Raw genomic sequence first — 23814 nt, 5'->3', positions numbered from 1 at the left:
CTCTAAATTCATTATCCAAATGGTAAGCATCTGGACGTCGGATTGTTAGCCAGTTAATCTGGTCGGCATATTCAAATTTCCTGACAGAGGGATGTGATGGCCAGAGATCGGGCGCTCACGCTTGAGGCGCTGAGAGTGATGGATGCGATCGACCGGCGTGGCAGTTTCGCCGCGGCCGCCGACGAATTGGGCCGGGTGCCGTCGGCGCTCAGCTACACCATGCAAAAATTGGAAGAAGAATTGGACGTGGTGCTGTTCGACCGTTCGGGCCACCGCACCAAGTTCACCAACGTCGGGCGCATGTTGCTGGAGCGCGGGCGGGTGCTGCTGGAGGCGGCCGATAAGCTGACCACCGACGCCGAGGCGCTGGCGCGCGGTTGGGAAACCCACCTGACCATCGTCAGTGAAGCGCTGTCGCCGCCAAGCCTGCTGTTCCCGCTGGTGGACAAGCTGGCGCTGAAGGCCAACACCCAGGTGTCGATTTTCACCGAAGTGCTGGCGGGCGCCTGGGAGCGGCTGGAACAGGGGCGCGCCGACATTGTGATCGCGCCGGACATGCATTTTCGCGCGTCGTCGGAGATCAACACCCGCAAACTGTACAAGGTCATGAGCGTTTATGTCGCCGCGCCGGATCATCCTATCCACCAGGAGCCGGAGCCGTTGTCCGAGGTGACCCGCGTGAAATACCGCGGCATCGCGGTGGCGGATACCGCTCGCGAGCGCCCGGTGTTGACCGTACAGCTGCTGGACAAGCAACAGCGCCTGACGGTGAGCACCATTGAAGACAAACGTCTGGCGCTGCTGGCCGGGTTGGGGGTGGCGACCATGCCGTATCCGATGGTGGAGAAAGATATCGAAGCCGGCCGGCTGCGCGTGGTGGGGCCGGAATACAGCCGCGAAGCCGACATCATCATGGCCTGGCGGCGCGACAGCATGGGGGAGGCGAAGGCTTGGTTCCTGCGCGAAATCCCGCGCCTGTTCGCGCAACGTTAACATCGGTGGGATGACATCCCCTTGCCGGGCGGCAAGGGGATTTTTTTCGCCTTAACCGAAGCGCTGGTCGCGGCCGTGCGGCTCGTCCAGATCCTGCGCCGGCCCGATGGAAATGATGCCGTGCGGGTTGATGGTGGCGTGGCTGCGGTAGTAGTGGTTGCGAATGTGCGGCAGGCTGACCGTCTCGGCGATGCCCGGCATCTGATAGATGTCGCGCAGGAAGCCGTACAGGTTCAGATAGTCGCTGATGCGGTGTTTGTCGCACTTGAAGTGGGTGACGTACACCGGATCGAAACGCACCAGCGTGGTCCACAGACGCAGGTCGGCTTCGGTCAGCCGATCGCCGGTCAGGTAGCGATGTTGCCCCAGGATCTGCTCAAGGCGCTCCAGCGCGTTGAATACCCCGTTGACCGCTTCGTCATAGGCTTCCTGGCTGGTGGCGAAACCGGCCTTGTACACGCCGTTGTTCACTTGATCGTAAATCCAGCCGTTCAGCTCATCGATCTTGCCGCGCAGATCGGTCGGGTAGTAGTCCCCAGCCCGAGCGCCGACGCCGTCAAACGCGCTGTTGAACATGCGGATGATGTCGGCGGATTCGTTACTGACGATGGTTTGCCGCTGTTTATCCCACAGCACCGGCACGGTCACGCGCCCGCTGTAGTGCGGGTCTGCCCGCAGGTAGATCTGGTACAGGAAGTCGGCGTGATACAGCGGATCGCCGGTGGTTTCAGGAAAATCCTGGCCGAAGGTCCAGCCGTTTTCCAGCATCAGCGGGTGCACCACCGAGACCGGAATGATCTGCTCCAGCCCTTTCAATTTGCGCATCAGCAGCGTGCGGTGCGCCCAGGGGCAGGCGAGAGAAACGTACAGGTGATAACGGCCCGCTTCGGCCTGGAAGCCGCCTGCGCCGTGTTCGCCGGCCTGACCGTCGGCGGTCACCCAATTGCGAAACTGAGCGGTTGAACGTTTGAAACGGCCGCCGGTAGATTTCGTGTCATACCAGATGTCTTGCCAAACGCCATCGACGAGTTGTCCCATGGGAATCTCCTTGGTGTCCGAGTGAAAAACGACAGGGCCCGGCATGCCGGGCCCTGAATGACAGTTTAGATTACCATTTCTTGTTCAGAAGACGGTCGATGCTGAAGCCGCCCGGGCCTGCGACCGCCAACACGATGAAGCCGCCGGCGATGGTCAGGTTTTTCATGAACATCAGCTGGTTTACGCCTTCCGCAAAATCAGTGTGGAACAGCAGCGCGGTCAGGATGGTGAAACCGGCAGTGAACAGCGCCACGGTGCGGGTCAGGAAGCCGAACAGGATCGCCAGACCGCCGCCAAACTCCAGCAGAATGGTCAGCGGCAGCAAGAAGCCAGGCACGCCCATCGATTGCATGTACTGTTGAGTTCCGGCGTAAGCGTCACCCATTTTGCCGTAGCCTGCCACGATAAACAGGATTGGCATCAGGATACGAGCAACCAGCAAACCTGCATCTTCTAATTTTTTCATCATCTACTCCAAAGTGTTTTTGTGTGCCTGTTCGGCGGTAGTCATATCAACGGGCGGCGTAGCGGGTCTCTGACCCTGTCCGCTCCGTATCGTATTGATGGAGTGAATGTTAAGCGGGAAGTGCTCAGGTTGTTAGCAAGTAAAACTGTCGTAATTTTTCAAAAAATCTGAATCTTTAGCGTGCTAATAAAATACCGCCGATCAGCAGGTTGCCCGGCCCCGGGGTTAGACGCGTTGTATCAAGGGAGAAAATGCGGGCAGAGCAACAGGAGGTTTGAAGGAAAGGCTAAGTGGCTTACTTGGAGGAAAACGTCTTTTTAAACAGTCGAATAGCGCTCCAGGCGCCGAAAGCACGACGCGACCAGCGGATCATCTTGCTGGGGTGGCGGATGCCGTACAGCGCCATGACGCTGGAACCGAGTACCAGATAGCGGCGCAGGCCAAACACTGTCTGCCAGCCGCGGTCAATGCGTTCGGTCTTTTCCAGCCACAAAGACTTGTGTTCGGCCAGATCCAGACGCTGTTGCTGGATCTGGCGAATCAGTCTCTCTTTTTTCCATTCCAGGTAGCGGCGGCGGCTCATGGTTCGCGCTCCAGTTCGGCGCGGTCGAGTTCCAACTGCTTGCGCGTGGCGCCCAGCAGCGTGGTGCGACGAGCCTTGACCAGCGTCCAGATGGTACCGACCACGGCCAGGAACAGCAGCACGCCGGTTGTTGCGCCCAGCGCCACCAGCCGGTAGACCGGATCGATGGCCCAGAAGATCAGGATCAGCAGGCTCATCAAACCGAAGGCGGTGAACAGCAGCGTCATGCCGGCCATGATCAGCAGCTGGATGAGGTTGGCTTTCTCCTCTTCCAGCTCGACTACCGCCAGCCGGACACGGGTTTCCACCATGCCGACCAGGATCGTGATGATGCGCTGACCGATATCCAGGACCCCTTTGGCGGGGCCCTGCGCGCGAACTTGCGGTTGTTCAGCCATGATTAACGACGCGCGAGCAGCACGCCCAACACCACGCCGACCGCCGCGCCGATACCGATGCCGGTCCACGGGTTGTCGCGCACGTAGTCGTCGGCCTGGCCGGCGATCTGTTTGGTTTGCGAAGCCAGCTTGTCACCGGCGTCGCTCAGGCGAGCGCGGGTCTCTTTCAGCGCGCCTTCCGCTTTCGAACGCAGCTTCTCCAACTCGGCTTTCGGCTTGTCGGTGGAGGAGTTCAGCACTTCCTCCAGCGTATCGGCTAAGGACTTCAGTTCAGCGCGTAAGTTTTCTGCATTTGAATCATGTGCCATGTGATTATTCCTTAACGTTTATTTCGACAGACTTTTAACATAGCGGATTTTTTCGCCGGAGCAAAGGGGTGATGGTCAGCAGATAACACCAGACATCAATTCCATATGCTTAAGAAATCCCGTACGATGGGGCTCTCATCGACAAATCCGCTGGTATAAAAATTATTCCGCCTGGGCGCGTTTCAGCTCAGCCTGCGCTTCCGTCAGCTTTTGCTGTTTCTTGGCGACCTTGTCCAGCTTGCCGGTTTGCTGCGCTTCTTTCAGCTCCTGCCGGCGCTCGTCGACCTTGCGCTGTTTCTCTGCGATGTTTTTCTGGCGTTCGGCCTGCAGGCCGGCTTCGGTGCAGTGGGTCTGCACTTCGCTCAGCGCTTTTTTCAGCCCTTCCACGCGGCGGGTGTTGCCGTGTTGGGTGGCGTAGTCAATTTGCTGCTGGATGTCTTGCGCTTTGGCGGCGCAGCCGCCCTCAGCGGCCGAAGCGAGCGCCGGCAGCGTGCAGAGTGGCAACAGCAGTAACAGTGAGTGGCGTAATTTCATCTTTCAGTTCCTTTTCATGAGATGCCTGAACAGGCATCCGCTTTCCTGGCTGCCGAAGGCGGCAGCACGAGAGGAGGGCGTTCATCGCCGGCTGAAGTTACCCTTCAGCATAGTCATGAAACCGGCGAGCCCCCAAAGAATCAGCCGTGACCCAGTGCTGACTGATTAATTCTTGAGCTAATCGATGCGAATGAAAATGAAGATAATGGCAATGAAAGGAAACCCCTTCATATGAAGGGGGATTATCCCAGATTGAGTGGGGAACGCGCAAATTCGCGCACCCAATGCGACGGCACGGGGGACTCGCTCAATGCGATGTGGTAACCGGGCGGCAGAATGGTTTGCAACGCTTCGCGCGCCAGCAATTGCTGCTCTGGCGAATCCAGACGGATGACCAGGCCATCGCCTTCCGGCGTAATGCTTTTGATGCGGATGCCGCGTTCATCCAGGCGCTGGTAGACATAAAAGCCGTCGGGCAGCGACAGCCCTTGCTGGCTGGCGCGGATGCGCAGCTCGCTCTCGGTGCGTACCATACAGGGCACCAACAGCGTCGCCAACGCCAGCAGGGCGAGCGCGATCATCAGGACGTATTGCCAGCGCGGGCGCTTTGCTGTCACGCCCCTTTCCCCGGGTTCTGGCTGTTGGCGCGCTTCTTGCGCCACAACACGATCAACGAGCCGACCAGCCCGACCACCAGCAATACCAGCGGTAACATCATCAGGCAGAACATCAGCTGATCTTCATACTTGCGGAACACCGGAGTTTTCCCCAGGGCGAAGCCCAGCGTCGTCAAGATCAAGACCCACAGCAGGCCGCTCATCCAGTTGAAGAACTGGAAGCGCGCGTTGCTCAGGCCGGACAGGCCGGCGATGGTTGGCAGCAGGGTGCGCACGAAGGCCAGGAAGCGGCCGACCAGCAGGGCGGAAAGGCCGTGGCGGTGGAACAGGTTGTGAGCGCGTTGATGGTAGTGAGCCGGCAGATGCGAAAGCCAGCCTTGCACCGTTCGCGTATTGCCGAGCCACCGGCCTTGTATATAACTGACCCAGCACCCCAGGCTGGCGGCGACGGTCAGGATAACGATGGTCAATGGGAAGCCCATGGTGCCTTTGGCGATCAGGACGCCGACCAGGATCAGCAGGCTGTCACCCGGCAGGAAAGCGGCCGGCAGCAGGCCGTTCTCCAAAAACAGGATCATGAACAGCAGGATGTAGAGGGTCCACACCAACGAAGGGTTCGCCAGCGTCTCAAAATCCTGCTGCCATAAGGCATGTATCAGTTCTTTAATGATGTCCATCCGGTGTTCCTAAAACGTCATTGTTTATTTTTATCTCAGCGGCGGAGCGGGCGTGAGCTGAAAGCGCGCGGCGATCCTGAGTGCTGATAACGATGAAACGGCGTTGCTTTAAGGTTTCTAAGCGGTGCGACACCGGTCATAGGTGGTAAGTCAGCGTGCCACGGTACTGCATGTTGCTTTCTTTCCAACCGGCCTGGCGACTCTGTTGCCTGGAAGCGTCCAGCATCCAGTCGACCTGGGCAAGCCGGTTGGGGGCCGGGGTGTCCTGGCGGGGGAAGCGAATTCGGTAACCCGGCTCTGCGGCCAGGGTATAGACCGGCGCCGGCAGGGAGGATGCGAGCAGCGAACCGGAGAAAGAGTGCGCTCTGGGCAGCAGCAGCGGCAACTTACCGGGGGCTTTGCGGCGCGCTTCGGCCGGCGCCCGATACACATGATCATAGGGGGAAAGCGCCGGCTCCGCCAGCAGCGGCAGGCTGCTCAGCGCGCTGGGGGTTGGCTTGGGTGACGCCACGCATAGCTGTTGGCCGGAGACCGAACCGGTCCAGCAGAAAACAGCAATCAGCATGGCAAACAACCAGCGCATTTATTCGCGTCCCGCCCCCGCAGCAATGGGTAAAAAAGTGGGCTAACTCTACCAAAATAGCACGATTGGCAACAGGGAAATCTACGTTGCCGACGGTGAAATAGTACACGGCAAACGGCGGTTCCGGCATCGATTCAGCGGATTTTACATTACCTGACATAAGCCGACGGTTTTTGACCGCCGTGGCTATTTCGGCTCGTGGTTCACGCCATCCAGATGCACCACCGGATTCTCGGCGAACAGGTAGCGATCGGCGTTGTATTCGAAGTCATCGCTGGTGGCGTTGAACAGCATCTGTTTGGTGTTTTCCAGGTGCTGCCACATCGCCAGTTTGGCGGCGTAAGGGTCTTTGCGCATCAGCGCTTTGAGGATCTGATCGTGATCGTCGCACCAGCTGGCGATCGAGCGTTCGTCGATATGTTCATGCAGTTTTTTCCAGTAAGGGTTGTTGACCCGCTGCACCCACATTTTTTCCACGATGGTGGCCATGGCGGTGTTCTGGGTGGCCAGCGCCACCTGCACGTGGAACTTCAGATCCCACTGCGAGTCGCGGAAGCGATCCTCTTTACGGGCGTGCTCCTGGATCTCCATCAACTGCACGATATCTTGTTTGGTCACCTGGGTGGCGGCGAATTCGGCGATGTTGCTTTCTATCAGCTGGCGCGCCTGCAGCAGCTCAAACGGGCCGGCGGTGGCGAACTCGATGCTGTCGCCCGGCACCACCAGGTGCTTTTGCTGGTTGGACACCACGTGGATCCCGGATCCTTTGCGCACGTCCACATAGCCTTCCACCTCCAGCATGATGATCGCTTCGCGCACCACGGTGCGGCTGACATTCATCTCTTCGGCGATGTATCGCTCGGCCGGCAGCTTGTCGCCTACCGGGTAGCGGCCGCTTTCGATGCGTTGCTTGAGCTCGGCGGCCAGTTGCTGATACAGGCGTCTGGTTTCGGTGAATTCCATAGTGAATGCTCTATACGGTGCGGTGGGAAGGGGCGCGTGGCCATCGGATTTGTTATACCACTTATTCGGCACCGCTGCCAGAGGAGCAAGAGGCCCGGCGCGCAGCGGCCGGGCGGCGGGATCAGCTGCGCGCCGGGGCAGGCTGCAGCGTGGCCGGCTGCGTTTCGGCGGCCGGGCGGTTTTGCAACACCGTCCAGATGACGATGGCGCCGAGAATGTCGAAGACCGACAGCGCGGCGAACAGCGGGCTGAAGCCGAGGGTGTCCGCCAGGGCGCCGACCACCAGGGCGAACAGCGTGCTGGCTGTCCAGGCCGCCATGCCGGTCAACCCGTTGGCGGTCGCCACCTCATTGCGGCCGAATACGTCGGAAGAGAGGGTAATCAACGCGCCGGACAGCGCCTGATGGGCGAAGCCGCCGACGCACAGCAGCGCGATAGCCGCGTAAGGGCTGGTGAACAGGCCGATCATGCCGGGGCCGATCATCAACACCGCTCCCATCGTCACCACCAGCTTGCGTGAAACGATCAGATTAACCTTGAAATACTTCTGGAACAGCGGCGGCAGGTAGCCGCCGACGATGCAGCCGAGATCGGCGAACAGCATCGGCATCCAGGCGAACATGGCAATCTCTTTCAGATTAAAACCGTAGGCCTTGAACATGAACAGCGGGATCCAGGCGTTGAAGGTGCCCCAGGCCGGTTCCGCCAGAAAGCGCGGCAGCGCGATGCCCCAGAACTGGCGGTTGCGCACGATCTGCCAGGCGGACATCTTTTTGGCGTTAGAGGTCTGGTGCTGCGCTTCCTGGCCTTCGAGGATGTAACGGCGCTCTTCCTGGCTCAGTTTCTTCTGATCTTTCGGGTGTTTGTAGAACAGCAGCCAACAAATGGCCCAGATCAGGCTCAGCACGCCGGTGATGATGAACGCCATTTCCCAGCTGTGCGCCACGATGGCCCATACCACCAGCGGTGGGGCGATCATGCCGCCGATCGATGACCCCACGTTGAAATAACCGACGGCGATCGAACGCTCTTTGGCCGGAAACCACTCGCTGCTGGCCTTCAGTCCGGCGGGGATCATCGCCGCCTCGGCCATGCCGACCGCGCCGCGCGCCAGCGCCAGGCCGCCCCAGCTGTTGGCCAGCGCGGTGCCCATGCAGAACAGCGCCCACAGAATGGCGAACATGGCGTAACCGACCTTGGTGCCCAGCACGTCCAGCACGTAGCCCGCCACCGGTTGCATCACGGTGTAGCAGGCGGAATAGGCGGCGACGATATAGGAATACTGTTGGGTGGTGATGTGCAGCGTATCTTCCAGCGTCGGCGCCGCGACGGCGATGGCGTTGCGGGTCAGGTAGCCCAGCACGGTGCCGATGGTCACCAGTCCGATCATGTACCAGCGTAACCCTTTAATTTTACGCATCCGAAATGTCTCCCCGTTTGAAGGTGTGGCCGTCGATGCGGCTGGCGAGACAATAACCTGTCATACAGGTTTAAAAGTTGAGTGATATCACAAAAGGAATTATTCGCCTGAGCGATACTGTGGCCGGTGAAATAGGGCATTTTTGCCGGTAAATTGAGCGAAAAAGGGCGTGGAGAGAGGATGAACGGCAGACATCGGGAAAAATCTGCTGGACGCTAGTTAAAATTGGTGTGATAACTTTTGTGATTCGAACCCCGTGCCGCACGGCAAGTAAGGAGCCCGAGATGGCGACGTTTTTGAGCGAAGATTTCCTGCTGGACAGCGAATTTGCCCGGCGCTTGTATCACGATTATGCGGCGCCGCAGCCGATTTTCGATTATCACTGCCATTTGCCGCCGCAGCAGATCGCGGAGAATACCCGCTTCAGCAACCTGTACGATATCTGGCTGCGGGGCGATCACTACAAATGGCGGGCGATGCGCACTAACGGCGTGGCGGAGCGGTTATGCACCGGCGATGCGGGCGATCGCGAGAAATTCGACGCCTGGGCCGCCACGGTGCCGCACACCATCGGCAACCCGCTCTATCACTGGACGCATCTGGAGCTGCGTCGGCCGTTCGGCATCACCGGCACGCTGCTGTCGCCGGCCACGGCGGATGAGATCTGGCAGCGCGGTAATGCGCTATTGGCGCAGGATGCGTTTCGCGCGCGCGGCATCATGCGGCAGATGAACGTGAAAATGGTCGGCACCACCGACGATCCGATCGACGATCTGCGCCACCATCGGGCGATCGCCGACGATCTTGGCTTCGATATCAAGGTATTGCCGAGCTGGCGGCCGGACAAGGCTTTCACCATCGATGCGCCCGGCTTCAACGACTATCTGCGGCAGTTGGAGGCGGCGGCGGACACCGCCATCGGCCGCTTCAGCACGCTGTGCGACGCGCTGTACAAGCGCATGGATCACTTCGCCGCCCACGGTTGCAAGGTGGCCGATCATGCGCTGGACGTGGTGGTGTTCGGCGAGGCCGATGAAGCGACGTTGGATGCGATCCTGCTGCGCCGCCTGAACGGCGAGCTGCCGACGCCGGAACAGAGCGCCCAGTTCAAAAGCGCGGTGCTGCTGTTCCTGGCCGGCGAATACCGGCGCCGCGGCTGGGTGCAGCAGTATCACATCGGCGCGCTGCGCAATAACAACAGCCGCATGCTGGCCGCCGTCGGGCCGGATATCGGCTTCGACTCGATCAACGATCGGCCGCTGGCGGAACCGCTGTCGCGGCTGCTGGATGCCCAGGCGCGGCAGGGGGGCCTGCCGAAAACCATTCTCTACTGCCTCAACCCGCGCGATAACGAAGTGATCGGCACCATGATCGGCAATTTCCAGGGGGAAGGCACGCCGGGCAAGATGCAGTTCGGCTCCGGCTGGTGGTTCAACGATCAGAAGGACGGCATGCAGCGCCAAATGACGCAGCTGGCGCAGCTCGGGCTGCTGAGCCGCTTCGTCGGCATGCTGACCGACAGTCGCAGCTTCCTGTCGTATACGCGCCATGAATACTTCCGCCGCATCCTTTGCCAGATGATCGGTCGTTGGGTGGCGGACGGCGAAGCGCCGGCGGATATCGCGCTGCTGGGCGAGATGGTGAAAAACATCTGCTTCGACAACGCCAAAGACTATTTCGCCATTGAACTGGCGTAGCCGTTATCCGGGACCGGTTTATGCAAAGTACGATAAAGATTCATGAGCAGGATAACGTGGCGGTGGCGCTGCGCGATCTGGCTGCCGGAGAGTGCGTTGAGCTGGAAGGCGCGGTCATCCAACTGGCGCAGCCGGTGGCGCGCGGGCACAAATTTGCGCTCGGCCCGATCGCCGAGGGCGAAGACATCATCAAATACGGCCAGCCGATCGGCCATGCGCTCGCGGCCATTGCGCCTGGGGAGCACATTCATTCGCAAAACGTCAAAACCAACCTGAGCGATCTGGACAGCTACCGTTACCAGCCGCAGTTCCCGACGTTGCCGCCGCAGGCGGCGGATCGCGAGGTGCAGCTGTACCGCCGGGCCGGCGGCGAAGTGGGGATCCGCAACGAGCTGTGGATCGTGCCGACCGTCGGCTGCGTCAACGGCATCGCCCGTCAGATCCAACAGCGCTTTTTGCAGCAAACGCAGGCGGACGGGATCGACGGCGTTCACCTGTTCAGCCATCCGTTCGGCTGCTCGCAGCTGGGGCAGGATCATGCCAATACTCGCATCATGCTGCAAAATCTGGCGCGCCATCCCAACGCCGGCGCGGTGCTGGTGATCGGGCTGGGTTGCGAGAACAATCAGGTGGATGCCTTTCGCGCCACGTTGGGGATAGAGGACGAGCGGCGGCTGCGCTTTATGGTGTGCCAACAACAGGACGACGAAGTGGAAGTCGGGCTGGCGCTGTTGCACGAGCTGTACCGGGAGATGCGCCACGATCGCCGCGAGCCGGGCCGCCTGAGCGAGCTGAAGTTCGGCCTGGAGTGCGGCGGTTCGGACGGATTGTCGGGTATCACCGCCAACCCGCTGCTGGGGCGGTTCTCCGATTATGCGATCGCCAACGGCGGCACCACGGTGCTGACCGAAGTGCCGGAGATGTTCGGCGCCGAGCGCATTCTGATGAGCCGCTGTCGCGATGGGGAGACCTTCGGCAAAACCGTCGACATGATCAACGATTTCAAACGCTATTTCATTGCCCATCAGCAGCCGATTTATGAGAATCCGTCGCCGGGCAACAAGGCCGGTGGCATCACCACGCTGGAGGAGAAGTCGCTTGGCTGCACCCAAAAGGCGGGGCTAAGCCAGGTGGTGGACGTGTTGAAATACGGCGAGCGGCTGCGCGTGCCGGGGCTGAATCTGCTCAGCGCGCCGGGCAACGATGCGGTGGCGACCAGCGCGCTGGCCGGCGCCGGCTGTCATATGGTGCTGTTCAGCACCGGGCGCGGCACGCCGTACGGCGGCTTTGTGCCGACGGTGAAGCTGGCGACCAACAGCGAGCTGGCGGCGAAGAAACCGCACTGGATCGATTTCGACGCCGGCGGCCTGGTTCACGGCGTGGCGATGGAGACGTTGCTCAGCCGCTTCATCGACCTGATTGTCGAGATCGCCAACGGGCGTCCGGCGCGTAATGAAACCAACGACTTCCGCGAGCTGGCGATATTTAAAAGCGGGGTGACGCTGTAAGGCTGATAAAAAAGGCGCTCGAGGGAGCGCCTTTTTGATGAAGCAAGGCGGGGTTAACGCACCTTCAGCGGGTCTTCGTTCGCCAGCCGCTGGTCTTCCGCCTGGCAGGCCGCGGCGGTGAACAGCACGTCGGTGGAGGAGTTGAGGGCGGTTTCCGCCGAATCCTGCAGCACGCCGATGATAAAGCCGACCGCCACCACCTGCATCGCCACGTCGTTCGGAATGCCGAACATGTTGCACGCCAGCGGGATCAGCAGCAGCGAGCCGCCGGCCACGCCGGAGGCGCCGCAGGCGCAGAGGGCGGCCACCACGCTCAGCAACAGGGCGGTCGGGACGTCTACCGCGATACCCAGCGTGTTTACCGCCGCCAGCGTCAGCACGGTGATGGTGATCGCCGCGCCGGCCATGTTGATGGTGGCGCCCAGCGGAATGGAAACCGAGTAGGTGTCCTCATTCAGGTTCAGCTTCTTGCACAGCTCCATGTTTACCGGGATGTTGGCGGCCGAGCTGCGGGTGAAGAAGGCGGTCACGCCGCTCTCGCGCAGGCAGGCGAACACCAGCGGATACGGGTTGCGGCGGATCTTCCAGTACACGATCAGCGGGTTGAGCACCAGCGCTACCAGCAGCATGCAGCCGATTAACACCATCAGCAGTTGCGCATAGCCCCACAGCGCGCCGAAGCCGGTTTCCGCCAGCGTGGAGGCCACCAGGCCGAAGATGCCGAGCGGCGCACAGCGGATCACCGCGCGCACCACCAGCGTGACCGCATGGGACATGTCGTTGATCAGCCCCTTGGTGGTTTCGGAAGCGTGGCGCAGCGCCAGCCCCAGCCCGACGGCCCACGCCAGAATGCCGATGTAGTTGGCGTTAATCAGCGCATGGAACGGGTTGGCCACCACGCTCATCAACAGGCCCTTCATCACGTCCACGATGCCGCCTGGCGGGGTGATGTCGGTTGCGCCGGTGGTCAGCGCCAGCGTGGAAGGGAAGATAAAGCTGACGACGACCGCCACCAGCGCCGCAGCGAAGGTGCCCAGCAGGTAGAGGAACAGGATGGGGCGAATGTTGGTTTTCTGCCCCTGTTTATGGTTGGCGATCGAGGCCATCACCAGTATCAGCACCAGCAGTGGCGCTACCGCCTTCAGCGCGCCGACGAACAGGGTGCCGAGCAGGCCGACGGCCGCCGCGGCCGCCGGCGAAACCAGCGCCACCAGAATGCCGGCCACCAGGCCGACCATGATTTGTTTAACCAGGCTGCCCTGAGTCATCCTTTGTAGTAGTTTTTGCATAGTGCTTCTCTTCCTGATGTTATCTGGCCGCCGCGGCGGGAACGACGCCGGGCAGCTTTATATGATTCTGTAACTAAGTGTGTTTGCCGAATCAGTATTCAGCAATCGAATGAGGTTGGAAAGAGGCGAGGGTGAAATTCTGAGCGCGGATCAACACTTGATAACATACTGGTTACATTTGTGTGATCGCAATAACGTTTGGCGTTTTGGGGGAATTGCCAAACAATCGCGGGGCGGCTAGCGCCCCGGATAACAGATTATGGTTATTTCTTCGCCAGGCGATCGTTGCGGCGATTGACCCAGGCGTTGATCAGCAAGGTGAGCGTCAGGATGCCCGCCACCACGCCGAGCGATATGCCGATCGGGATGTGGAAGAAGTCGATAATCAGCATCTTGATACCGATAAACACCAGGATCACCGACAGGCCGTATTTCAGCATCGAGAAACGTTCCGCCACGTTGGCCAGCAGGAAGTACATGGCGCGCAGACCCATGATGGCGAACAGGTTAGAGGTCAGGACGATGAACGGATCGGTGGTCACGGCGAAGATCGCCGGGATGCTGTCCACTGCGAAAATCACGTCGCTCAGTTCCACCAGGATCAGCACCAGCACCAGCGGGGTGGCGAACAGGATGCCGTTGCGGCGCACGAAGAAACGCTCGCCTTCCAGGCTGTCGGTCATGCGCAAGCGGCTGCGCAGCCATTTCACCAGCGGTTTGTCGCCGATCGCCGAGTCATCTTCCTTCGCCAGCGCCATTTTAATACCGGTGAACAGCAGGAAAGCGCCGAACAGATACAGCAGCCACTGGAACTGGCTGACCAGCCAGCTGCCGGCGAAGACCATGATGGTGCGCAGCACGATTGCGCCCAGCACGCCGTAGATCAGCACCCGCCGCTGCAGGTTGGCCGGCACGGCGAAGTAGCTGAACAGCATCAGCCAGACGAACACATTATCCACCGCCAGCGCTTTTTCGATCAGGTAACCGGTCAGGAAGGCCAGCGCCTGGGTATCGGCGACGGCGCGCCCGGCGGTTTCATTCAGGTAGTACCAGAAACCGAAGTTGAACAGCAGGGAGAGGCTGACCCACACCAGCGACCAACTGGCGGCCTGCTTCATAGTCATGGTGTGCGCGCCTTTACGGCCCTGCAACAGGAGATCGATTGCGAGCATCACGACTATGACGGCGGCGAAGCTGCCCCATAACCACGGTGTGCCAACGGAATTCATCATCAGAGGTATCCTTCAAAAACAAAAACGGCCAACGTCGGAAGACGCCAGCCGCTCTGTGAACGCTGCAAGCAAACCTCGCCTTCCGGCAAGGTCTCACTTACAACGTTGATGAAGGTGGTTACACCTTTGACATCAGGTTGCCCGGTAACCGGATGCTTGCGCATCGTAATGACGATTGACCGGCAATGAAGTTACTCCCCTTTGCAGAGCAGAAAGTAATGCAAAATGTGTCGGCGGTCAACGTGAATCGCGTTAGCCGGCCATCGCTTTTTGCGCACCGAGGCTGACGACGAATCCCTGCAGCAGCAGGCGGCTGAACGGCGTGTCGCTAACCTGTTGTTGTTGCTGGTGGTAGCGGGCTTGCTGCTCGGGATGCAGCTGGCCGAGCCACTGCAGATACTGGCTCATCACCGCGCCGTTGAATTCCGGGTGGAACTGGGTGGTCAGGGCATGATCGCCATAGCGCAGGATCTGGTGCGCGTCCTGCTGCGAACGCGCCAGCGTCTGCGCGCCGGCGGGCGGCGTCAGCACGCTCTGCGAGTGGATCAGGTTGGCTTTGAAGCGCGGCGGCAGCAGGGTGAGCCGCCGATCGTCGGCCGCGGCGGGCAGCAGTTCGATCTCCAGCGTGCCGACTTCCATGCCCTGCGGGTGGTAACCCACTTCGCCGCCGAGCGCGTAGGCCAACAGCTGATGGCCGTAGCAGACGCCGAACAGCGGCAGTTTGATCGCCATCGCCTGACGCAGCCATTCGGCGGCCTCCTCGCTCCACGGCAGCCGTTCGGTCACCATCGCCGGCGAGCCGGTGATGACCACGCCGCAATAGGCGGCCGGCGGCAACGGCCGTTCGCCGGCGGGCAGATGCACGATGTGCGCGCGTTCGGCGTCGATATTGCCCTGTTGCAGGAACATGCCTTCAAAATTTGCCAATTCCTGACGAATGGCCTGCGGCGCGTCGCCGGTTTGCATCACGAGCAGCGGTTTCATCTCATTCTCCGTCGGCGGGGAAGACGACGCCGGTCTGGCGGCGGATATCGGTCAGCAGGCGGGCGACGATCAGCGAATTCTCCAGCCCCGGATGTTCCACCTGACGCTTCTCAACCAACTCGGCGAAGGCCAGCGCCTCATACAGCATGGTGTTGATGTGCTGCGGCTGGCTCAGATCCTGGCGGTTGCCGCCGCGCGGAGTCAGCGCCACGCCCTGGCACTCGGAGATTTTGTCGATAATCAGCGTGCCTTCTTCTCCCTGGATCTCGCTGGGGATCGCCGAGTCGCTGACCTTGGAATGGGAAAGCGTGACGTCGAAATCGCCGTAGTTCAGGCAGACGGTGCCGTGGGCGTCCACACCGGTATCGAGCAGCGTGGCGCTGGCGAGCACCGACTGCGGCGCGCCGAACAGCGCCACCGCGCTGGCCAGGCAGTAGTAGCCGATGTCCATGATCGAGCCGTTGGAGAACTGCGGATTAAACGTGTTGGGGTTCTCGCCGGCCAGGTAGCGCGGGTAGCGCGAAGAGTATTGGCAATAGTTGATGAAGGCTTTGCGCAGCCGGCCGATTTTCGGCAATGCCTGTTGCAGCGCCAGAAAATTCGGCAGATAGGCGCTTTTGAACGCCTCGAACAGCACCACCTGGTTTTCCCGCGCGCAGGCTACCACCTGTTCCGCTTCGCGCTGGTTGGAGGCCAGCGGTTTTTCGCAGATCACATGCTTTTTATGGCGCAGGAACAGCAGCGATTGCGGGCAGTGCAGGGAGTTGGGGCTGGCGATATACACCGCGTCTATGGCATCGGACTGGGCCATGGTCTCGAGCGAGTCGAAAAACTGCGTGACCTGATAGTTGGCGCCAAACGCCTGCGCCTGTTCCAGGGAGCGTGAATACACGGCGCTCAACTTGAGTTTGCCGCTTTCATGGGCGGCATCGATAAAACGTTCCGTAATCCAGTTGGTGCCGACAACGGCAAAGCGAATCATAGCGAGCTCCGGTCCAGCCTAAAACCGCAGATTATCACGCCCTCACTCGCTATGCATACAGCTCGCCGAACAGCGAAAGGTGCGTCAGATACAGCCGGGTATCGAACTCCAGCTGGTGGTAATCCGGCTCCATATGGCAGCACAGGCTGTAGAACGCCTTGTTATGATCTTTCTCTTTCAGATGCGCCAGCTCATGCACCACGATCATGCGCAGGAACGGCTCGGGCGCGACCTTGAACACCGTCGCCACGCGGATTTCCGCCTTGGCCTTCAGCTTGCCGCCCTGCACGCGCGAGATGGCGGTGTGCAGGCCCAGCGCATGTTTCATGACGTGGATCTTGCTGTCGTAGGCCACCTTGCTCAGCGGCTGGGCGTTGCGCAGATACTGGTTTTTCAGATCGACGGTAAACTGATACAGCGATTTGTCGGTGGTGCAGTCGTGCACCTGCGGATAGCGCTGCAGCAGCACGTCCCCCAGCCGATTCTGATGGATCAGTTGCTGCACCTGGCTTTGCAGATGCGTTGGGTAGCCTTGCAGGTAGGTCAATTCAGACATTCTTGTTCCGTATCAACGGCCATTCAGCCGGTCATTCTATGCTGTTTTTTCGCTCAAATCCTGACATACGCAATTTATCCGAAAAAACATTTTACTGACGGGCGTTTTTAGGGGATAAACAGCCCAAATTTTATCAGTCAGGAGGGGCAATGAGCCAACTCGATCTGGGAACACAGCAACTTGAGCTGGAGCGTTATCCCCAACAGGAAGAATCCACCCAACTGCAGGCGTGGGAAGCGGCGGACGAATATCTGCTGCAACAGCTTGAAAACGTAGATATCGGCGGCCGCCCGGTGCTGATTTTCAACGATAACTTCGGCACCCTGGCCTGTGCGTTGCACGCGCATCGCCCTTACAGCGTCAGCGATTCGTACATGAGCCAGCTGGCGACGCGCCACAACCTCAAGCTCAACGGTCTGGATCCCGAGCAGGTCACGCTGCTGGACAGCCTGGCCGAGCTGCCGGCGGCGCCGGCGGTGGTGCTGATTCGCGTGCCGAAAGCGCTGGCGCTGCTGGAACAGCAGCTGCGCGCGCTGCGCCACGTCGTGACCGAAGACACGCTGATCGTTGCCGGCGCCAAAGCGCGCGACGTGCACACCTCGACGATGCAGCTGTTTGAAAAAGTGCTGGGCCCAACGCGCACCAGCCTGGCGTGGAAGAAGGCGCGCCTGATCTTCTGCCAGGCGGCGGACATCGTTCCGCCGGCGGCAGCGGAAACCACCAACTGGACGCTGGACGGCACCGATTGGCTGATCCACAACCACGCCAACGTCTTCTCGCGCGGCAGCCTGGATATCGGTGCGCGCCTGTTTATGGAGCATCTGCCGCGCGGCCTGAACGGCCATATCGTCGATCTGGGCTGCGGCAACGGCGTGATTGGTTTGACGGCGCTGGCGCAAAACCCGGAAGCGCAGGTGACCTTTGTCGATGAATCTTACATGGCGGTGGCCTCCAGCGAGCTGAACGTGGAGCACAACCTGCCGCAAGAGCTGGATCGCTGTCAGTTTGAGGTGAACAACGCGCTGGCGGGCATCGAGCGCGAAAGCGTGCAGGCGGTGCTCTGCAACCCGCCGTTCCACCAGCAACACGCCATTACCGATCACACCGCCTGGCAGATGTTCTGCGACGCCAAGCGCTGCCTGCAGGTGGGCGGCGAATTGCGCATCGTCGGCAACCGTCACCTCGACTACCATCAGAAACTCAAGCGCCTGTTCGGCAACTGCACGCTGGTGGCCTCGAACAAGAAGTTCGTGATCCTTCGAGCGGTGAAATCCGGCGCGCGTCGCTGAGCGTGAATAACAAGGGGCGCCGGGCGCCCCTTTTTTATAGCGTCATCGCCAACCGCGTGCCCTGATCGATCGCGCGGCGGGCGTCCAGCTCGGCGGCCACGTCGGCGCCGCCGATCAGGTGCACGGTTTTCCCCATCGCCAGCAGCGGCTGCTGCAGTTCGCGGCGCGGTTCCTGCCCGGCGCAAATGACCACCGTGTCCACCGGCAGGCAGCTGTCTTGCTCGGCGCGGGTGATGTGCAGCCCTTCGTCGTCGATCAGCCGATAGCTGACGCTGTTGAGCATTTTCACGCCGCGCATCGCCAGGCTGGCGCGGTGGATCCAACCGGTGGTTTTCCCCAGGCCTTCGCCCACTTTGCTGGTTTTGCGTTGCAACAGGTAGATCTGCCGGGCGGCGCGCGGCGCCTGCGGCCCTTGCTCCGCCAGCCCGCCGCGCTGCTCAAGGCGCCCGTCGATGCCCCATTCGCGATTGAATTCCGCCTGATCCAGGCTGCTGGACACGCCGTGCTGGCTGAGGTACTCGGCGGTATCGAAGCCGATGCCGCCGGCGCCGACGATCGCCACCCGCTGGCCGACCGGTTTTTTATCGCGCAGCACGTCCAGATAGCTCAGTACCTTGGCGTGCCCGATGCCGGGAATATCCGGGGTGCGCGGCACGATGCCGCAGGCGAGGATCACCTCATCGAATTCGCTTAAATCCGCCGCTTCGACCTTGACGCCCAGCCTGACCGTCACTTCACGCAGCGCCAGCTGGCGGCGGAAGTAACGCAGGGTTTCATGGAATTCTTCCTTGCCGGGGATCTGCTTGGCGATGTTGAACTGGCCGCCGATCTGCTCGGCGGCGTCGAACAGCGTCACCCGATGGCCGCGGCTGGCGGCGGTGGTGGCAAACGCCAGCCCGGCGGGGCCGGCGCCGACCACCGCCAGTTTTTTCGGTTTTTCCGCCATCGTCAGCGGCATTTCGGTTTCACGGCAGGCGCGCGGGTTGACCAGACAGGAAGTCAGCTTGCCTTCAAAGATCTGGTCGAGACAGGCCTGGTTGCAACCGATGCAGGTATTGATCTCGTCGGCGCGCCCCTCGGCGGCTTTCTGCACAAAGGCGGCGTCGGCGAGGAACGGGCGCGCCATCGACACCATATCGGCGCAGCCGTCCGCCAGCACCTGCTCGGCCACCGCCGGATCGTTGATGCGGTTGGTGGTGATCAGCGGGATGCTGACCTTGCCCATCAGCTTGCGGGTCACCCAGCTGAATCCGGCGCGCGGCACCATGGTGGCGATGGTCGGAATACGTGCTTCGTGCCAGCCGATGCCGGTATTGATGATCGTGGCACCCGCCTGTTCGATCGCCAGCGCCAGCTGCTCGATCTCCTCCCAACTGGAGCCGTCTTCCACCAGATCAAGCATCGACAGCCGGTAGATCAGAATGAATTCCGGGCCCACGGCCTGGCGTACCGCCCTGACGGTCTCGACGGCGAACCGCATGCGGTTGGTGAAGCTGCCGCCCCATTGGTCGTCGCGCTGGTTGGTGCGCGTCGTCAAGAATTGGTTGATCAGGTAGCCTTCGGAACCCATCACTTCAACGCCGTCGTAGCCGGCCTGCTGCGCCAGCGCCGCGCAGCGGGCGAAGTCGGCGATGGTCTGCGCGATCTCCGCTTCACTCAGGGCGCTCGGCGTAAACGGGTTGATTGGCGCCTGCAGCGCGGAAGGGGCCACCAGCTTGGGTTGATAGCTGTAGCGGCCGGTGTGCAGGATCTGCAGCGCAATTTTGCCGCCCGCCCGGTGGACGGCCTCGGTTACCGGGCGGTGGTGAGGCAATTGCGCTTCGCTGTTGAGGATCGAACCGCCGCGAAACACCACGCCCTGTTCGTTCGGGGCAATGCCGCCGGTGACGATCAGCGCCACGCCGGCGGCGGCGCGCTCGGCATAGAACGCGGCCAGGCGCTGCGGGCCGTCGGGCAGCTCTTCCAGGCCGGTATGCATCGATCCCATCAGCACCCGGTTTTTCAGGGTGGTGAAGCCGAGATCCAGCGGCGCCAGCAGGTGAGGGTAATTGCTCATTGCACTCTCCATCGTTCATCCCCCGCCTCTTTCAACCTGCAGCGTTGTTGCCTGCGTTCGCTCGCCCCAGTCACTTACTTGAGTAAGCTCCTGGGAACGCCCGAACTTGCCGCCTAGCTGCAGGTTGAAAGCGATTGGGGATGAGCATCTGTTATTATTATGTGAACACAAGTGGTCGGATGAGATAAATCTAGCCGTTGTCGCGCCGCTTGGGAATCTGCGTTGCGCCGAATGTGATAGATGTCATGAATCTCAGACTCTGTTTGCATAACGAACAAAAGATCGGTTAGCCTTTACGCGTTGTAAATTCCTTCTCTCTGCGGAGCCATTACCGAAAATGAACACCCACACCTGTTGATATCGTGTCCCACGCTGTGCGCTCTCGCGCCCTGTGGGGATGTTTTGATCTCATTCAGGAGTGCTTATGGCTCATTTAGCGCAGTCCCCTTATTTCGTTTTACATCAACTGACCTGCCAATTTGCTGACGGCGAAACGCTGTTCGGCCCGCTGGATCTTGCTTTCGACCGGCAGCGCTGCGGCCTGGTGGGGCGCAACGGCGTCGGCAAAACCCAGCTGCTGCGCCTGATCGCCGGGCTGGATCAACCGGGCAACGGGCACATCGAATCTCATGCCGCAGTAGCTTACGTTGCACAGCAACCGGAGATCGCGCCGCACACCACGCTGGCCCAGCTGTTGGGCTATGGCGAGGCGTTCGCCGCGCTGGCGCGTCTCGAGCAGGGGCGGCCGCTGGCGGACGATATCGATCGTCTGGAAGGGCGCTGGGATCTCCACGATCGCCTGCAAAACGCCTTCGCCGCCGCCGGGCTGCCGGCCTTCGATCCGTTGCGATCCGCCAGTTCGCTGAGCGGCGGCGAGCGGATGCGCGCGGCCCTGTGCGGCGCCTTGCTGGGCGAGGCGGATTTTCTGCTGCTGGATGAACCGACCAACCACCTCGACAGCGCCGGGCGCGCCTGGCTGTATCAACAGCTGGATCAGTGGCGGGGCGGGTTGCTGATCGCCAGCCATGACCGGCAGCTGCTGGCGCGCATGGAGCGCATCGTCGAACTGACGCCCGGCGCGCTGCGCAGCTACGGCGGCAACTATGATGACTACCGGCGCCAGCGCGATACGGAGCAGCAGGCGGCGCGCGCCGATCTGGAACATGCGCGCGAGGAGCGCCGCCGCACCCGCGCCCGCCAACAGAAAGAGCACGACATGAGCCAGCGGCGCTCGGCGCAAACGCTGCGCGTCGTCGATACGCTGAATATCGCCTCTTTCGAACGGGTGGCCTACAAGTCGGCGGCGAAGGAGAGCCTCGGCACGCTGCGCAAACAGCATCAGGATCGGCGCGACAGCCTCGATGCGGCAGTGCGCGAAGCCTATCAGCGGGTAGAAGAGGAACAGCCGGTGTTGCTGGCGCTGCCCGGCAGTGAAGTGAACGCAAACAAGCAGGTGCTGGTGCTCGAGCGGCTGCAGTTGCCGTTCGTCAGCGCGCCGCCGCTGGATTTGCGGATCGATGGTCCGATGCGCGTGGCGTTGACCGGCCCCAACGGCTGCGGCAAATCCACCTTGCTGAAGACCGTTCTCGGTCAGTTGGCGGCGCTTTCCGGCCATTGTCATTGCCCGCTGTCGACGGCCTACCTCGATCAAACCCTGTCGCAGCTCGATCCGGGCCTGTCAGTAATGGAACATCTGGGGATGCAGGATTCGCCGTTGGCGGAAGGGGCGTTGCGCACCCGGCTGGCGCAGCTGCAGCTTGGCGCGGATCGCATCGCGTTGCCGCTGGGCTCGCTGAGCGGCGGAGAACGGCTGAAGGCGGCGCTGGCCTGTGCGCTCTGGCGGCGACAACCGGCGCAGCTGCTGTTGCTCGACGAGCCGACCAACCACCTGGATCTGGCGTCGTCGCTGGCGATCGAAACCGCGCTGGCGGATTTCCCCGGCGCGATGCTGGTGGTGTCGCACGACGAAGACTTCCTGCAGGCGTTGCGGCCCACGCACCGCCTGCACCGACAGGCGAACGGCTGGCGGTTTCAGGCCTGGTGAGGCAGGCGGGCGGCGCGCTGACTTAGTGCGGGGCGTTGATGCACGCCAGCAGTTGGGTGAAGGCGGCGGCCATTTGCTCTTCCGGCACGCAGGCAAAGCCCATCAGCAGGCCGCGCCGGCGGTTGGGCAGCATGTAGTAGCGCGACAGCGGCCTCACCAGCACCCCTTGCGCGCCGGCGGCGGCGGCGATCGCCACGTCGTCGGCCTCGTCCGGCAGGTTGAGGATCAGGTGCAATCCGGCGTTGCTGTTGAACTCGCTGAGCGCCTGTTTGCCGAGGTGCTGTTCGATCAATCCGGTCAGGAAGGCGCGCCGCCGGGCGTACAGCAGCCGCATGCGACGGATATGCGCCGTGTAGTGCCCCGCCTGAATAAACTCCGCCAGCGCGCTCTGGATCAGCAGGTGCCCGCCGCGGTACAGCTCGGCGTGGGCGGTTTTCAGCGCCTGCACCAGCGGCGGCGGCAACACCACATAGCCGAGACGCAGCGCCGGGTAGAGCGTTTTGCTGAAGGTGCCGATGTAGATCACCGGCGCATCGGCTTCCAGCCCCTGCAGCGCCGGGATCGGTTGGCCGGAAAAGCGGAATTCGCTGTCGTAATCGTCCTCGACGATCCAGCCGCCGGCGTTCCGCGCCAGCGCCAGCAGCCGTTGGCGGCGCGCCAGGCTCATCACCGAGCCGAGCGGATATTGGTGCGACGGGGTGACGAAAATCAGGCGGGGCGGCGTCGTTGGCTGCTCCGGCGGCACCAGCCCGGCCTCGTCCACCGTCAGCGGGCAGATGTTCAGCGCATTGATGCGCAGGATATTGCGGATCCCCCAATAGCCCGGCTCTTCGATCCAGGCGTCATCCCCCGGATTGCACAACATGCGCGTCACCAGATCGATCGCCTGATGGATGCCTTCAGTGATCAGGATCTGTTCCGGCGAGCAGCGCACCGAGCGCGCCACCCGTAAATACTCCACCAACGCATGCTGCAGCTCCGGGCTGCCGCCCTGATTGCTGTAGGTCAGCCGCTGCGGCGTCGGGCGGCGGCTGAGGCGCGCCTGGATCTTGCTGAACAGCTGATGAGGAAAGGCGTTGACGTCGGGGACGCCCGGAATGAACGCCCCCCACTGTTTGGGGCTGGCGCTGGCGTGGTGCAGCAGCGTGGCGCCGCGCTCCGACAGTTCGACGCGCCGCGGTTGCCCGTTGCCGTCCGCCGGAGCGCCGCCGGTGGACAGGCAGCTGTCCGGCACCGTGTCGGCGACGAAGGTGCCGCTGCCGGCGCGCGCCGACACGTAGCCTTCCGCCAGCAGTTGTTCATAAACGGTTAACACGGTGTTGCGTGACAGGCTGAGCTCCTGCGCCAGATCGCGCGAGGCGGGCAGGCGGCTGGAAGGCGGCAGGCTACCGTCGAGAATGCTGGTGCGGATCGCGTTGTAAAGCCGCTTGTGCAGCTTGTCATCGGGCTGTTCGCCGAGGCGCTGCAGCAACAGATCACCACTCAATGAGCGCAATTGGATCCCTCAATTATTCGTAACTGGCACTCGATTATAGGGCCACATCCTGTGTAAATAAACGTCATTGTTTCACGAATGTGAACGAAACGTGTAACTGGC

Annotated in this window: 23 protein-coding genes; 5 read left to right on the top strand and 18 right to left on the bottom strand. The window is 61.5% G+C overall.

Annotated elements, in window-relative coordinates:
- Positions 1-96: 96 nt before the first annotated feature.
- Positions 97-993: a LysR family transcriptional regulator gene (locus ACJ8PL_RS18865; protein ID WP_004937113.1), complete on the top strand. Its 897-nt coding sequence runs from the start codon at positions 97-99 to the stop codon at positions 991-993.
- Between the two features lie 51 nt (positions 994-1044).
- On the opposite strand, the gene ACJ8PL_RS18860 is transcribed toward ACJ8PL_RS18865, so the two are convergent.
- The 11 genes from ACJ8PL_RS18860 to ACJ8PL_RS18810 form a co-directional block, all read right to left on the bottom strand.
- Positions 1045-2031 (bottom strand): glutathione S-transferase family protein, encoded by a 987-nt coding sequence (locus tag ACJ8PL_RS18860; protein WP_284065610.1) that lies wholly within the window; start codon positions 2029-2031, stop codon positions 1045-1047.
- Between the two features lie 70 nt (positions 2032-2101).
- Entirely contained in the window at positions 2102-2497 is a 396-nt protein-coding gene (locus ACJ8PL_RS18855; RefSeq protein ID WP_016930186.1) for a DoxX family protein, read from the bottom strand.
- A gap of 295 nt (positions 2498-2792) precedes the next feature.
- Positions 2793-3080: a YqjK-like family protein gene (locus ACJ8PL_RS18850; RefSeq protein WP_016930185.1), complete on the bottom strand. Its 288-nt coding sequence runs from the start codon at positions 3078-3080 to the stop codon at positions 2793-2795.
- Positions 3077-3478 (bottom strand): phage holin family protein, encoded by a 402-nt coding sequence (locus ACJ8PL_RS18845; RefSeq protein ID WP_015379160.1) that lies wholly within the window; start codon positions 3476-3478, stop codon positions 3077-3079. The genes ACJ8PL_RS18850 and ACJ8PL_RS18845 overlap by 4 nt, the downstream gene beginning before the upstream one ends.
- 2 nt (positions 3479-3480) lie before the next feature.
- On the bottom strand, positions 3481-3786 hold the full coding sequence (locus tag ACJ8PL_RS18840; protein WP_004937125.1) for a DUF883 family protein: 306 nt from the start codon (positions 3784-3786) through the stop codon (positions 3481-3483).
- A gap of 162 nt (positions 3787-3948) precedes the next feature.
- On the bottom strand, positions 3949-4320 hold the full coding sequence (locus ACJ8PL_RS18835) for a DUF1090 domain-containing protein (RefSeq protein WP_048794645.1): 372 nt from the start codon (positions 4318-4320) through the stop codon (positions 3949-3951).
- A gap of 242 nt (positions 4321-4562) precedes the next feature.
- Complete coding sequence (mzrA, locus tag ACJ8PL_RS18830; protein ID WP_004937130.1) at positions 4563-4937, bottom strand: EnvZ/OmpR regulon moderator MzrA; 375 nt, start codon at positions 4935-4937, stop codon at positions 4563-4565.
- Positions 4934-5614: a DedA family protein gene (locus tag ACJ8PL_RS18825; RefSeq protein ID WP_004937132.1), complete on the bottom strand. Its 681-nt coding sequence runs from the start codon at positions 5612-5614 to the stop codon at positions 4934-4936. The genes mzrA and ACJ8PL_RS18825 overlap by 4 nt, the downstream gene beginning before the upstream one ends.
- A gap of 136 nt (positions 5615-5750) precedes the next feature.
- Positions 5751-6197: a hypothetical protein gene (locus ACJ8PL_RS18820; protein WP_004937135.1), complete on the bottom strand. Its 447-nt coding sequence runs from the start codon at positions 6195-6197 to the stop codon at positions 5751-5753.
- A gap of 186 nt (positions 6198-6383) precedes the next feature.
- Positions 6384-7160: a transcriptional regulator ExuR gene (gene exuR / locus ACJ8PL_RS18815; protein WP_004937137.1), complete on the bottom strand. Its 777-nt coding sequence runs from the start codon at positions 7158-7160 to the stop codon at positions 6384-6386.
- 121 nt (positions 7161-7281) lie between these two features.
- The gene (locus tag ACJ8PL_RS18810) at positions 7282-8580 is read right to left on the bottom strand and encodes an MFS transporter (RefSeq protein ID WP_015379157.1); all 1299 of its coding nucleotides are present in this window, start codon (positions 8578-8580) and stop codon (positions 7282-7284) included.
- A gap of 284 nt (positions 8581-8864) precedes the next feature.
- On the opposite strand from ACJ8PL_RS18810, the gene uxaC reads away from it, so the two are divergent.
- Together uxaC and ACJ8PL_RS18800 are read left to right on the top strand one after the other, a co-directional pair.
- Positions 8865-10277, top strand: coding sequence for a glucuronate isomerase (uxaC, locus tag ACJ8PL_RS18805; protein ID WP_079450142.1), 1413 nt, complete (start codon positions 8865-8867; stop codon positions 10275-10277).
- A 20-nt stretch (positions 10278-10297) separates the two neighbouring features.
- On the top strand, positions 10298-11785 hold the full coding sequence (locus ACJ8PL_RS18800) for a UxaA family hydrolase (protein WP_261419950.1): 1488 nt from the start codon (positions 10298-10300) through the stop codon (positions 11783-11785).
- A gap of 53 nt (positions 11786-11838) precedes the next feature.
- Here the strand turns inward: ACJ8PL_RS18800 and sstT are convergent, their stop codons facing one another.
- The 5 genes from sstT to ACJ8PL_RS18775 form a co-directional block, all read right to left on the bottom strand.
- Positions 11839-13074 (bottom strand): serine/threonine transporter SstT, encoded by a 1236-nt coding sequence (sstT, locus tag ACJ8PL_RS18795; RefSeq protein ID WP_028128305.1) that lies wholly within the window; start codon positions 13072-13074, stop codon positions 11839-11841.
- 263 nt (positions 13075-13337) lie between these two features.
- On the bottom strand, positions 13338-14306 hold the full coding sequence (locus ACJ8PL_RS18790; RefSeq protein WP_442531323.1) for a TerC family protein: 969 nt from the start codon (positions 14304-14306) through the stop codon (positions 13338-13340).
- A 252-nt stretch (positions 14307-14558) separates the two neighbouring features.
- A complete protein-coding gene (locus tag ACJ8PL_RS18785) occupies positions 14559-15290 on the bottom strand; it encodes a glutamine amidotransferase (RefSeq protein ID WP_016930178.1) in 732 nt (243 codons plus the stop codon).
- Between the two features lies 1 nt (position 15291).
- The gene (locus ACJ8PL_RS18780; RefSeq protein WP_123867914.1) at positions 15292-16272 is read right to left on the bottom strand and encodes a Gfo/Idh/MocA family protein; all 981 of its coding nucleotides are present in this window, start codon (positions 16270-16272) and stop codon (positions 15292-15294) included.
- A 49-nt stretch (positions 16273-16321) separates the two neighbouring features.
- Positions 16322-16828, bottom strand: a complete 507-nt coding sequence (locus ACJ8PL_RS18775) for a M48 metallopeptidase family protein (protein WP_004937154.1) — start codon at positions 16826-16828, stop codon at positions 16322-16324.
- Positions 16829-16977: 149 nt separating this feature from the next.
- Here ACJ8PL_RS18775 and rlmG point away from each other — a divergent pair, with 149 nt between their 5' ends.
- Complete coding sequence (rlmG, locus tag ACJ8PL_RS18770; protein WP_016930173.1) at positions 16978-18117, top strand: 23S rRNA (guanine(1835)-N(2))-methyltransferase RlmG; 1140 nt, start codon at positions 16978-16980, stop codon at positions 18115-18117.
- 34 nt (positions 18118-18151) lie between these two features.
- Here rlmG and ACJ8PL_RS18765 read toward each other — a convergent pair whose 3' ends face one another.
- Positions 18152-20173 (bottom strand): oxidoreductase, encoded by a 2022-nt coding sequence (locus tag ACJ8PL_RS18765; protein WP_033639320.1) that lies wholly within the window; start codon positions 20171-20173, stop codon positions 18152-18154.
- Positions 20174-20597: 424 nt separating this feature from the next.
- Here ACJ8PL_RS18765 and ACJ8PL_RS18760 point away from each other — a divergent pair, with 424 nt between their 5' ends.
- The gene (locus ACJ8PL_RS18760) at positions 20598-22217 is read left to right on the top strand and encodes an ABC-F family ATP-binding cassette domain-containing protein (protein WP_442517323.1); all 1620 of its coding nucleotides are present in this window, start codon (positions 20598-20600) and stop codon (positions 22215-22217) included.
- A gap of 22 nt (positions 22218-22239) precedes the next feature.
- On the opposite strand, the gene pdxR is transcribed toward ACJ8PL_RS18760, so the two are convergent.
- A complete protein-coding gene (gene pdxR / locus ACJ8PL_RS18755) occupies positions 22240-23712 on the bottom strand; it encodes a MocR-like pyridoxine biosynthesis transcription factor PdxR (RefSeq protein WP_442531322.1) in 1473 nt (490 codons plus the stop codon).
- Positions 23713-23814: the final 102 nt, after the last annotated feature.

The sequence above is a fragment of the Serratia sp. CY83965 genome (assembly GCF_052166375.1).
Taxonomy (GTDB): Bacteria; Pseudomonadota; Gammaproteobacteria; order Enterobacterales; family Enterobacteriaceae; genus Serratia; species Serratia marcescens.
The sequence above is the reverse complement of the archived record's forward strand: the minus strand, read 5'-3'. Positions and strand labels throughout refer to the sequence as shown.